The 12,618-nt window shown below is 33.3% G+C and carries 12 protein-coding genes; 10 read left to right on the top strand and 2 right to left on the bottom strand.

The window, feature by feature from the left end:
* Positions 1 to 13: 13 nt before the first annotated feature.
* The 5 genes from ACKWMY_RS25895 to ACKWMY_RS25875 are packed head-to-tail and all read left to right on the top strand — an operon-like array spanning position 14 to position 5,272.
* Positions 14 to 1,783: a P-loop NTPase fold protein gene (locus tag ACKWMY_RS25895; protein ID WP_042568530.1), complete on the top strand. Its 1,770-nt coding sequence runs from the start codon at positions 14 to 16 to the stop codon at positions 1,781 to 1,783.
* Between the two features lie 9 nt (positions 1,784 to 1,792).
* Positions 1,793 to 2,539 (top strand): hypothetical protein, encoded by a 747-nt coding sequence (locus tag ACKWMY_RS25890; RefSeq protein WP_042568529.1) that lies wholly within the window; start codon positions 1,793 to 1,795, stop codon positions 2,537 to 2,539.
* Positions 2,536 to 3,876: a Qat anti-phage system QueC-like protein QatC gene (gene qatC / locus ACKWMY_RS25885; protein WP_409487349.1), complete on the top strand. Its 1,341-nt coding sequence runs from the start codon at positions 2,536 to 2,538 to the stop codon at positions 3,874 to 3,876. The genes ACKWMY_RS25890 and qatC overlap by 4 nt, the downstream gene beginning before the upstream one ends.
* Positions 3,873 to 4,607 (top strand): Qat anti-phage system TatD family nuclease QatD, encoded by a 735-nt coding sequence (gene qatD / locus ACKWMY_RS25880; RefSeq protein WP_409487348.1) that lies wholly within the window; start codon positions 3,873 to 3,875, stop codon positions 4,605 to 4,607. Before qatC ends, qatD begins: the two co-directional genes overlap by 4 nt.
* 59 nt (positions 4,608 to 4,666) lie before the next feature.
* Positions 4,667 to 5,272 carry a hypothetical protein gene (locus ACKWMY_RS25875; protein ID WP_409487347.1) on the top strand — a complete coding sequence of 202 codons (606 nt, stop codon included), beginning with the start codon at positions 4,667 to 4,669 and terminating at the stop codon, positions 5,270 to 5,272.
* Positions 5,273 to 5,321: 49 nt separating this feature from the next.
* On the opposite strand, the gene ACKWMY_RS25870 is transcribed toward ACKWMY_RS25875, so the two are convergent.
* On the bottom strand, positions 5,322 to 5,906 hold the full coding sequence (locus ACKWMY_RS25870) for a hypothetical protein (RefSeq protein ID WP_409487346.1): 585 nt from the start codon (positions 5,904 to 5,906) through the stop codon (positions 5,322 to 5,324).
* 447 nt (positions 5,907 to 6,353) lie between these two features.
* Here ACKWMY_RS25870 and ACKWMY_RS25865 point away from each other — a divergent pair, with 447 nt between their 5' ends.
* The 5 genes from ACKWMY_RS25865 (at position 6,354) to ACKWMY_RS25845 (ending at position 11,970) form a co-directional block, all read left to right on the top strand.
* Positions 6,354 to 7,571 (top strand): tyrosine-type recombinase/integrase, encoded by a 1,218-nt coding sequence (locus ACKWMY_RS25865; protein WP_409487345.1) that lies wholly within the window; start codon positions 6,354 to 6,356, stop codon positions 7,569 to 7,571.
* A complete protein-coding gene (locus ACKWMY_RS25860; protein WP_409487344.1) occupies positions 7,561 to 9,069 on the top strand; it encodes a site-specific integrase in 1,509 nt (502 codons plus the stop codon). Before ACKWMY_RS25865 ends, ACKWMY_RS25860 begins: the two co-directional genes overlap by 11 nt.
* Positions 9,056 to 11,023, top strand: coding sequence for a hypothetical protein (locus ACKWMY_RS25855; RefSeq protein WP_409487343.1), 1,968 nt, complete (start codon positions 9,056 to 9,058; stop codon positions 11,021 to 11,023). Before ACKWMY_RS25860 ends, ACKWMY_RS25855 begins: the two co-directional genes overlap by 14 nt.
* The gene (locus ACKWMY_RS25850) at positions 11,004 to 11,423 is read left to right on the top strand and encodes a hypothetical protein (protein ID WP_409487342.1); all 420 of its coding nucleotides are present in this window, start codon (positions 11,004 to 11,006) and stop codon (positions 11,421 to 11,423) included. The genes ACKWMY_RS25855 and ACKWMY_RS25850 overlap by 20 nt, the downstream gene beginning before the upstream one ends.
* 124 nt (positions 11,424 to 11,547) lie before the next feature.
* Positions 11,548 to 11,970, top strand: a complete 423-nt coding sequence (locus ACKWMY_RS25845; RefSeq protein WP_409487341.1) for a hypothetical protein — start codon at positions 11,548 to 11,550, stop codon at positions 11,968 to 11,970.
* Positions 11,971 to 12,022: 52 nt separating this feature from the next.
* On the opposite strand, the gene ACKWMY_RS25840 is transcribed toward ACKWMY_RS25845, so the two are convergent.
* Complete coding sequence (locus tag ACKWMY_RS25840) at positions 12,023 to 12,340, bottom strand: cell wall-binding protein (RefSeq protein ID WP_409487340.1); 318 nt, start codon at positions 12,338 to 12,340, stop codon at positions 12,023 to 12,025.
* Between the last annotated feature and the right edge of the window lie 278 nt (positions 12,341 to 12,618).

The raw sequence follows: 12,618 nt of genomic DNA, 5'->3' as shown, positions 1-12,618 counted from the left end.
TAGGGAGATGAGTATGTGGTCTGACGTGGAATCGAGCATTGATTATTTAAATTTTGGTGAAGTTTCAAGTCTGGCAGTGGATATATTGAAGTCTGAAAATATGTTGCCAGTATCTATTGGAATTTTTGGGAATTGGGGAGCAGGAAAATCTTCATTGCTCAAAATAATAGAAAAACAGATAAATGAAGAAGATGGCCAAGACATATTAGTAGTCAATTTTGATGCTTGGTTATATCAGGGGTATGATGATGCGAGAGCTGCATTATTAGAAGTTATTGCAACCAAACTTAACGAAGCAGCACAAGGGAATCAAACTCTCGTAGAAAGGACATTCAGTTTATTTAATCGGGTAGATAAAGTTAGAGCTTTAGGGCTAACCCTTGAGGGCATTGCGTTGGCACACGGAATTCCTACTGGGGGGATGGTGTCCCGAAGTTTGGGTGCAATTAAAAATATTGTCAGTAATGGCATTAATGATAATACATATAAAGACGCTGTTAATACAGGAGCTGAATTGGCAAAAAGTGGTTTAATCAAAGATAAGGAAGTATTAACGCCACCACAGCAAATAAATTTATTTAGAGAAGAGTATAGTGGTATTTTAAATGATCTGAATAAAAATTTAATAGTTTTTATAGATAACTTGGATCGCTGTTTGCCACATAATGCTATACAGACATTAGAAGCTATACGGCTGTTCTTGTTCCTACCGAATACTGCGTTTGTTATCGCAGCCGATGAAGATATGATAAGAACCTCTGTATCAGAATATTTCAAAGGGACATCTGCAAGACATCATATTGATTACTTAGATAAGTTAATACAAGTCCCAATTAGGGTCCCAAGGACTGGGCTTTTAGAAATAAGATCATATCTTTTTATGCTTCATGCAGTCAATGCTGGAATTAGAAGTGATTTAATTGAAAAATTAAGAATAGCTTTGGAAAAATCTTTACAGGAATCATGGCATGAAGATCCTATGAAGAAAGAAGATGCTATAAAAATATTAGAAAGTGAAAATAATCTTGAATTAGCAAGAGCATATGATCAGGTAGACCGACTTGCACCTATTTTTGCAACATCACCGATAATACATGGTAATCCAAGAATAGTTAAAAGATTACTTAATATTGTTAAAATGAGATCAAATATCGCTAAGAGAAGGAAGATCTCATTAGATGAAAATGTAATTACAAAGTTAGTAATATTTGAAAGATGCGCGGGAGAAGATGCTGCTAATGCCTTATATTCATTAATTGATTCAAATAAAGACTACAAAAAAATATTTAGTGAAATAGAAAGCAAAAAGCTTAAAGAATTACCTGAGTCCGTCCCAGATGCATGGAAAAAAGACGATGCAACAAGTGAGTTTATTTTAAAATGGTTTGAGCTTGACCCAAAGTTGAGTGATAAAGATTTGCGTGCATCAATCTATTTATCCCGTGAAACCATGCCAGCCGGTCACTATGTAATAGGTATATCTCCGAAAGCTAGAGATGCTTTAAGTGTATTGATATCGACAACAAGAAAAAGTTCTCAGGCTGCTGTAAAAGCAATAAGGGATGTATCTAAAGACGAGTTTATCCCAGTTATGGAGGGATTGATCGAACATCTCCGTACTATAACTGAATGGAGTAAACAACCTGCTGGTTTTGCTGGAGCAGTGTTAGTTGCAGATAATCATATCGAAGCGGCAAAAATTCTTAAAAGATTTATAAGTGGTATTAGCGACCAGCCACATTGGATGAATGCACTTATAAAAGATAAAAATTGGTTTAAATAAGGAGAAGATATGGGAACGTCGCAGTCAAGCAAAGGACCTAAAAATGGGAATGCCCTTGTTCCACCTTGGGCAGATCAAGCAAAAAATGGAGAAAACAAAAATCTAAGTGGATTTAGGACGCTTTTTGGTCGATTTGCTAAAAGCCGAGACAACGCTTCACTAAAAGGTGCTCTTGGACGCTATTCTCGACAAGTAACAGGTGGAGGAGATTCAGCGAACGAACGACTTGGTAATATTGTTAGTGCTGGTGGTGGCTTATTTGAATTACTAAATGATGGGATTGTAAACGGCCCGAACAGTAATCCTATTATTGACCTGAATAGCCTTAATGGGCTCTCATGTGAAGACGCAATTGCAAGAATATCCCATGCCCTTTCTGATGGAAGTGAGGATGCTGATAAAATTCAAACCGCAATGAATGATGCATTAGTCGAAGCTTTAGACGGGAAGACCACATTTAATCCACAAGATATTACAGACGATGTTCTTATTGAAACGATGATTTGCTATTTAACTGATAGTATTTTTATTCAAGTTACAATGGACGCAGGGAAAGCTTGGAATAATGCAGAGTCAGCGAAAGAATTGCAGAATGCAGAAAATGATTTGCATGAGTATATAAGTGCAATAGTTGATAATTATATGGAGCCTAAAATAAGTAAAAATATTAGGTCTTTTTCAAAAAAAGATATTATTGACATTCAAAAAAATGTTATTACCGAAGTATGGGATGAATGGAAGGGTTATAGCGAATGAATATTTATATAGACCATGATTATAGTCGGTTGCCAGCATCGAATGATTCTATGATTTCAGTCCAAATTTATTCGCGAGATGGAGTCATTGCCAAAAATGGAATAAAACCTCGAAATGATATTGCAACTATAGGAAAGCCTGTATATGACGCAATTAAAAGATTAGGAGTTCAAATATCAGATGAGGTAATGGATTTCCTGACAATATCAATGGCTGTGACAGCCGCTGACACCTTTATAGTTCGTGATGATTGCTTTGATGGTTGGACACGGGATATAAACGTATCTGTTAGGGTCATAAACCCAACTATCTGGATAAAGAATAAAACTTATATTGAAAAAGCATTACAGTTTTTAAGTGGAGACGTCTGGAATTTTGATTTTAAAAAAGACGGAATGAAGCCACCAGTTCCATTTAAACCAGTCAATGGGCGTAAATTAATAAATTTAAAAGGACTGGATTGTATTTCTTTATTCTCAGGGGGCTTAGATAGCGCAATAGGAGTCATTGATATGTTAACAGCAGGTGAAAAACCTCTATTAATTAGTCATTCCTACAAAGGAGATAAGACCAAACAGGCACAAATATCAAAAGGGATAAAAGATAAAGGAACTTTTTCAAGGCTTTGCACCAGTGCAAATCCAATAGGAAGAGGAATGGACAGAGATATTACTATGAGAACTCGGAGCTTAAATTTCTTAGCATTTGCTGCTGTTGGTGCAGATGCTGTGATGAAAGCTAATGATAAAAGTAATATATCGATATATGTTCCTGAGAACGGTTTTATTTCTTTGAATGCACCATTGACAAATCGTAGAATCGGCTCTCTTAGCACAAGAACTACTCATCCATATTTTATAGAAATGATGCAGGCTATCTTTGATAATATTGGCTTTAAAATGAAGTTTATCAACCCGTATCAATTCAAAACAAAAGGAGAAATGGTTAGTCAATGCAAAGATAAGAAAACATTGGCCCAGATTGTTGATTCCACAGTTTCGTGCAGTCACTGGAAAAGAAAGCATCAGCAATGTGGCTATTGTGTGCCTTGCATGATAAGGCGAGCTTCCCTACTTAGAGGAGGTGTTAAAGAAGCAATAACATATCACCAAGCTTCATATACTAATTTACTGAGTTTTGTTAAAAATAAACAAGATGGAAGAGATGATATCTTTTCAGTGATAATGGCGATTGAGAATGCTAAAAAAAGAAATTTGAAGGCGTGGGTGTTGAAATCTGGAAAGCTTAAAGAGCAGGATATTGGCAAGTATGAAAATGTATTTTTTGAAGGATTACAAGAAGTAGAAGCTTTCTTGAAAAAGGAAAAATTGGTTTGAAGTTTGATATGCATTGTCATTTGGATCTATATAAAGATCCAAAGGATATTATTTATCAATGTGATATGAAAGGGCTATATGTCCTTTCTGTCACGACTACGCCAAAAGCGTATATTGGTAGCAATAGGCTTGTTTCTGGCTGCAAAAGAATAAAAACTGCTTTAGGACTTCATCCTGAGTTGGCACATTTACGGCACGAAGAATTAGGTATCTTTGATATTTTACTACCCCAAGTAAAGTATGTTGGAGAGATAGGGCTTGATGGTGGACCGGATTATAAAAAACATGCTGAGATCCAACTGAAAGTTTTTAGACATATTTTAAGAGAGGTTCATAACCAGGGCGGGAGGATTCTGTCAATACATTCACGAGGTAGTGCAGATAAAGTTGTGGATGAATTGAAGGGGATTGATGGAGTTCCAATATTCCATTGGTTTACAGGCACAAAAACGGAGCTTGATAAAGCCATAGATATTGGAGGGTGGTTCTCAGTTGGCCCGGCAATGTTAAACTCAAAAAAAGGAAAAGAGATAATCGGGTTAATACCAAAAGATAAATTGTTAACAGAGACAGATGCACCTTTCGCAAAATTCAGTGGAAAAAATTTATTCCCTTGGGATGTTGATAAAGCAATTAGAGGTATATCCGAGATATGGGGGTGTGATTCAGACACTGTTGAACATAAATTAGAAGAGAATTTTAGGCGAATTCTTTCTATCGGTGAACGATGATTTATATAAGAAGAGTTAATGATTAGTTGTAGATACACTCTATTTTTGTCGGGAGAAATATGCAGATCATTGAGACACTGAGAGAAATGTCAGAGATATGGCGCTTGTTTGGTGATATGCCAGATGAAACAACACTAAGCGTTGAGTTAGCTGCTCTCTACTTGGGTATCAGTGTGAAAACATTAGCAAGATACCGACAAAATGGTGGCGGTCCTCCTTACGTTCAGTATCAATCAGAAGACAGCAAGGCGAGAAACCAACGCATAAATTATATGCTTGGCGATCTTCGCTCTTGGCGAGATGGCTATAAAGTCAAAAATACTATGCACGCTGCCCAAGTTCGCGGATTGGCTTTCAATTCATTGCTAGATTTCTGTGAACCTCAACCTTTCTGGCAAGTTAGCGATAAAAGTAATTCAACGGCTCCAAGCCAAATATTATCTCATGCTCTTACTATTCCTGATGATGACTTCAAGAAAAACCTATTAGAACCAAATGCAGGCGTAGTATGGATTTCAATTGAAAACGCTCTATTTCAGAAGTGGAAAAATAAAGAAGAAAGGATTATTTGGCACGAAATTTTCACGTCAACATTAAATAATTTTTCTCGTGCTTCGGAATCAGAACAGGAAAGATATACATTGAATGATGTCTTTGATGAATAGATAAACATGGCCGATTCTACATTGGCCGTGTATATCAGAAATGTATTATTTACTTTTCTCTATACATCTCTATATTGAAATCTCTTCCAAATGGATTTATCACATCAAGTGTTTTGTAATTATGCTCGTCAATTATTACTCTATATGATTGACTTGCACCATTAGCCATCATGTCTTCAACTACCGGGAACTTCTTATGTGTGATATTTTCTAATGCAGATAGGTTTTTAAGATCAACATTTTCTCCATTATAAATAATTTTCTCAGGAGTTGATTTCAAATTGTTTAGAGAGATAACTAATTCTTTATCATTGATCTCCCATTCCCCCGCGCCATTGACTAAATAAGAAACATAAATATTAGAGTTGTTGATTTTATCCGCTTTATAAGACATTTTTCCGCTAACATTGTATTTTCCATTTGAGAAGTAAGAGGTCTTGCCCTTTACAAAGACAACAATTCGTTTTTCATCATACGAATATGAATAATTTGTTGTCCAGGTTCCAATTATATCGTCTTTCCTGTGCATATCTGGTGGGTGAGGAAAAAAATATGAATATATTCCGAAAAGAGAACCAGCAGTTCCGATAATAATTGATAATCCAATCGAAAATGATTTCAACAACTTCCTCAAGATGAACCTTCCTTAGCAAATACATTCATAAGCAATAATGTATTGTATCACGTTTTAATTCATAAAAATAAATCAATCAAAGAATAAATATGTAAAATAAGTATCTCTCATTAAAAATAAATTTGAAATATGAAAAAACATAGAATATATATAAAGTAATTATTTTGGCAAAATGCAAAAAATATATAAGTTTAGTAACTTTTTTTTGCATGTTTTTTTACATTTTTTACGCACATTGGCTTGGTATATGATTTGAAGAAGGCTTTAGCCATTCTCAGGTAAACAGAAAGGATTATATATTCCCCTGCAGGGGAATCGCAAGATTCTCAAAAAATATCCTTCCTAAACATGTCGTTATACAATTTAAAAACCCTAAAAGTGCAAGATTAATATTGCCAAAATAATTATAAGTGTTACACCTAATAAAAATGCAAAAAAGGAGACTATATGAGTGAAATAAAAGTCAGTAAATTTCTTCTTGATTCAGGGGAAAGATATTGCGTCATAATAAATAAAGAAACAGGAATGCCACTTTTTCATCCTAATTTATACTTAACGACACAAGTTAGAAATAGTGGACATGCTATTGCTACAATAGAATCAAAAGCAGTTAATCTTTCTCTATTTTATAGATTCATGGAGAAGAAAAATATCGATATCGAAGAATATATTTTAAGTGGGAAATATTTATCAGGAAGGGATATCGATCATTTAATTATTTTTCTTTCCAAGACTTCTGATTTGAAAAAAGGTATGCGACATAAATCTGATTATGTGTCAAAGCGAACTTTATGCAATAGGTTAGATAATATTACTGCTTATCTTTCATGGTTAACAGAAGAACTTCTACAATATGATTTTCCAAAGTATAAAACTCACCTGTCTAAAATGCTTAAATCTATAAATGCAAGGAAGCCAATTTGTAATTACTATAACGATAGTGAGTGCGCTGGAGATGGAGATAAAGCATTAAGTGATAGTTCAGTAGATATAATAATGAAAAGTATCGATCCTCATTCACCCGATAATCCATTCGAATCTATTGTAAGAAATAGAAATGCAATAATTATAATGGTTCTAACTGAATTGGGGATTAGAGGTGGTGAGTTATTAAATATAAAAATTGGAGATATTAATTTTCAAGAACAAATGCTTTACATTCGAAGGCGAGCAGACGAGGTAAATGATCCGAGATTAAATCAGCCACTGGTTAAAACCCTTGGCAGAGCATTAGCATTAAGTAATGAATTATCATCTAAATTGATGGATTATATCATTTATGATAGAAAGCTCTTTGCAAAAGGTAAATCTGACTTCTTATTTATAACATATAAATCTGGACCCTTTCAGGGAGAGCCATTGAGTAAATCTGGTTATTTTAAAATTTTATCTACAATCAGTAAGTGTGATCTTTTACTAAAAGGTCTAACAGGTCATAAATTTCGTCACACTTGGAATTACAACTTTTCTTGCTTAATGGATTCACTTAATGTGAGTGAAAAAGAACAGGGAGTCATCAGGGAAAAAGTAATGGGGTGGAGACCGAATTCTGGAACAGCCGAAAAATATAATAAAAGATTTGTTAAAGAGAAAGCTAATGATGCTTCAGTAAGATTGCAAGAAAGATTAAGTCGTAGAAATAGAGGAGTGCAAAATGATAAATAATAAAAAGTGCAGAGGAAGAGATTATGAATTGATCACAGCAAATAGCAGATATAAATTCTCATTAGCAGAGCCTGCATGGGTTTTAGATAAAAATGTAAAATTGAATATAAGTCTGATTCTTGGAAAATTACATTCATCGCACCATAACTATTTTTTGAATACATTGAGTTTTTTTGCTACAACAAGGTCTACTTCTTATACAAAGAAAATGTTCTGGGCTTTTAATGATTTTTTGAAAAGCTCAAAAGATGGTCTAATAACAGATCTTTCTGTAAAAAACTATCATAAGCAAGCAATAAACAATAAATCAGACCACCTTGAAAGTATGAGAGTTTTTTTTAAAAAATGGCTTTATTTAGAATATCCAGGCGTAACTGATTATCAGGTTAAAGTTTTGTGTGAGGGTAAAACAAAAAAAAGACGTATAGGGGAAATGGTAAATACGATGGATTTAAGAAAAGGTCCATTGATAGAAAATGACATAATAAATTTTAACGAAGGCGCTATTTTATTATATGAAAAAGGAATTATTAAAATTTCCGAATTAGTTATGGCATTGATAACCTCATACACAGGGCGTAGACCAATACAAACCTCGCATTTAAAATTGAAAGACATATTGAGCCTTTCCGATGTTCATTCTAATGAAATAGCATTAAAATATCCAAGAGCAAAACATAGTGGTGCCTTTCGATCTGAATTTAAAAAATTAAAAATAACGGAAGAGCTTAATGACTTGATCATTATTTTGTGTGAGGAGAATATTAATGTTGTAGAAAATTTAGTGGGCCGAGATTTAACTAATGATGAGTTAGCAGAACTACCGTTATTTATTGATCTTGAATCTTTAAATATAATTACAAATAACAATGATTTTTCAAGATTATTAGAAACTGACTATTTTCATATCAAAGCTAATTTGATTACATGCAAAATACAAAAAATCGCAAATAATATTGACTCATTGGAATACGCAAAAGTTATCAATGCAAGAAGATTTAGATATTCGTTAGGGACAAGGGCTGCACAAGAGGGCTATGGAGAGAGTATTATAGCGGAATTATTAGACCATCGTTCGACAAAGTTTGTAGCTTGTTATGTGAAAAACATACCAGAACATGCAGACAAAATAGACGACATGGTTACTGGAAGTATATTGAACTATGCTAAAGCCTTCAAAGGGGAATTAGTTAATTCGGATACTGGGAGTATTAAAATAAAAAACCATAAAGGTAAGGATTCAGGTAACTGCTCCAATTGTAACGATTGCAATGCTCCCGTCCCAATTCCTTGCTACACATGTCCATATTTCAAACCTTGGATAGAGGCTCCTCATAATGAGCTATATGATTTTCTTATAAAAGAAAGGAAAAGAATTTCGTATATTACAGAGGATATAAAAGTTACAACGGCGCTAGATCGAACAATCGTAGCTGTAAGCGAAGTTATTAAAAAGTGCAATGTAATAAAATCAGGAGGTGGTAATGAGTGTAATTAATATAAAAGACATACAGATCCAAAACGTTACCAACTCTATGAGTTTATTCATTAGTAATATGCAGAATAAGGCGACAAATGATATGCGTAATTCCTGGGGTTCGGATGTGTGGGTTATAAAAAAACAAAAAATAAAATTTACTAAATTAAGTGAAGAACACTTTCATAATGAAAAAATGAATTCGGATTTTATCGATTTTGCAAAAGCATATATTACCCATGAATATCCTTTTGAATCAAATAGATTAGGGGTAGTAATCGCCACTCTAAGGTGCGTTGAATATATCCTTCTTAAAACATATGGGTGTGCTAATATATGCGTTGTCAATTATAGCATCCTTGAAGAAATTATTTCATTCATTAAAAATAGGTATAGTAATAATTATGCTTATGTTATTGGTCGGGAATTAAAAGGTATATGTTCATTTTTATTTAAAAATAAACTAACCTATAAAAATATAGCGGGGTGGAAAAATCCTATTAGATTTAAACAAGATTATTTTTTAGATGATAAAGAAAAACATAATAAAAAAATACCAAATGAAGAAATTATATATATCTTCGCAGATATTTTCAGCCAGGAGTTAACAGATAAACGAGATATTTTTACAACATCCGTTGTTGCTTTATTAATGTCAGCACCGTCACGTATTTCAGAAGTTCTATCTTTATCTATTGACTGTGTATTCACGAATACAACACAGAAAGGTAATGAAAAATGGGGCTTACGCTTTTGGGCAGGAAAAGGCTACGGAGGAGATATAAAATGGATTCCGAGTGTCATGGCTCCTGTCACTCAAAAAGCAATTGATAGAGTAAGAAGGTTAACTAATAAACCCAGAATGTTCGCAAAGCTTATGGAGTTAAATTTTGAAGCGTTCCATAAACAGACAAGATTTAGCCGCTATTCCGAGAGTAAATTACTAACAACTGTTCAGGTTTGTGAGGTTTTGTTAAATGAATCAATTTCAGAAAAAGAAGGAATAAAGCTTCTAAAACGTTTATCTATCAAATCTCATGATAATATATATTCATTGAGAACTTTATGGCAGGAATTGCAAAGCCGTCTTCCTGAGGGATTCCCATGGTATAACAAAAAGAAAAATATTAAATTTAGTGAGTTACTTTTTTTGTTTTTTAAAGATAGCCTTCATTTAAATAAGTCTGACAACATAATAGAATTATATACGCCTCATACAAGTTCCTTTTATAGTGATACTTATTACCAAGAAAAAAGAAAAAATATTTTCGAAAGATACGAATATCAAAATCGGAACAAACAGAGCTTTCACTTTCACTCCCATCAAATAAGACATCTATTAAATACTATAGCTCAACGTAAGGGCATGACTGAATACGAAGTAGCTAAATGGTCAGGAAGAGCCAGCATAAAACAAAACAGGGTTTACAATCATGTTAGTGAAGAGGAGATAATCGAAAAATATGAATCTTTAAAGCGCTCCTCAACTAACTATACAGTTAGTGAAAATATAACAGTCCGTAACCCTGTTTCAAGAGAAAGCTTTTTATCTGTTAGTCATGGGGCTGTTCATAAGACAGAGTTTGGATATTGCATTCATGACTACGCTATATCTCCATGTGAAAAGTTCAGAGATTGCTTAAATTGTTCAGAGCAGATCTGCATTAAAGGTTCGCTTGATAGTTTAACCAGACTCAAAGAACGATTGTCAGAAACTAATGAGTTAATTGAAACGACAAGAAAAGATACAAATGAAAATGATCGTCAAATCGATAAAGATCGGTGGTTAAGCTTCCATTTAAAAATAAAGGAACGATTGCAAGAGTTAATTAGTATATTAGAAAGTAAGGAGGTTCCTGAAGGATCATTCGTTCGATTATCCAATAAAAGTTACTCACACTTATCAAGAACCTGTAATGCGGAAAAATTATCAAATAATAAAAAGGAAATTATTCATGTCAAAAAAATTAACTAAAAATGAAAAAACTCTTATTATGAATAAGTTGCTGGGTTGGAGTAAGCCGAAAATTACCTGGGAAGAGCTTTGCGAAGAATGTGCCACTTTTCTTAGTAATAGGCCGAGTAGACAAACTTTGTCTTATCATAACGAGATTAAAGAGGCATTTAAAAGTAAGAAGAATGGTATTAAAGATAATCATAATAATTTCAAAAAGCCTTCTTCACTGTCTATTGCTTCTCAAAGAATTTTTCATCTGGAATCCAGGCTTCAACTTCTTGAAGTGGAAAATCGAAACTTAAAACAACAATTTGTATTGTGGCAATATAATGCATTTAAACACAATATAACTAAGCATATTTTAGATGAGCCGTTACCACTAATAGATAGAAGAAGAACTGACCGAAAACTAACTTGAATATGTAATTAATACATTACGATGTAAATAAATACTTACGGAATACTTGATTAATTTATATAATATGATAAATCTATATGTATGTTCGTCAGGAAGACGATTATATATTGCAAGGATGCAACTTATGGATAATAAAAACGAATCTCTAACAAGAGAAGAACAGCTTATTATGCTCATTGATAAATATATCAATGATACCTATAACTCAGAAGATGAAATATACACATACAAGTTATATCTCATCTTTGTTGGATATCATCTGAAATATTTTCAACCCCATGCTATTTACAGTGATTCTGTTAATAATATTGATAATATTATGCAAATGTTTTGTAGCGTATTTATATGTATGAAAAGTAACTTCATAAAAAAATTACGGAATAAAGAAGCCATTTTCATCCAATTAAATGCACTTGTTGACTACATCGAAGGGAATCAAATCAGATTAGAGCAAGTCTACGCTGAATTGAAAGCTCAGTATGAGAAGCGTGAGATAAGCAAGGGGGTTATAAATAATGGAAGTTCGAGGAAGAGATTAAGGTTGTGATACGTCTATCAAAAAAAAGCTCCCAGAAGGGAGCTTTTAGGCTAACATCGTTTTAATTGCCGATCACTTTCCAGCCATCGTCAGTTTTCAACAGTTTCACAGGAGTTGTTCGGTTTTCGTTATTAATACTTATTTCAGCATTACACTTATAGCTTTTATCAGTTTCTTTTATACAATCAATTTTCTTAACAGAGTTAAGTTTCCTAAGCATTTCTTGTGATGCATTTGGATTAATAGCTCGAACTGCGGAATTTCCGCTCTCTATCGATTTATTTAATGCATTTGAAATATCATTTTCTGAGGGCTCGCTATCGCACCCTGCGAGAAGGAAAGACGATAGTATGATTGCAACAAAAGCATATTTTTTCATTATATTTTCCATATAAATAATTTTGACTGTGTTTAAGCTTATCTCGATGAATCTTCGATGTTTTGCAGGCTTTAGTAAAAACGTTTGTACCGATCGATGATGTCTTGTTGATAGGTAAAGGTTATCAACAGTGATTTATTGATCTGTAAAACCGATCAATAAATTCACGGAAAATCAATCGTTTAAAAAAGCCTGGATTTTATGATTGACCCAGTTGAACCGTAACTTTCTGTTATTTATGATTTTTAATATTTGCAGTGAGTTGTGTTTGAATTGAT

The sequence above is a fragment of the Serratia sp. J2 genome (assembly GCF_046269175.1).
In the GTDB taxonomy this organism is placed as follows: Bacteria; Pseudomonadota; Gammaproteobacteria; order Enterobacterales; family Enterobacteriaceae; genus Chania; species Chania fonticola_C.
The sequence above is the reverse complement of the archived record's forward strand: the minus strand, read 5'-3'. Positions and strand labels throughout refer to the sequence as shown.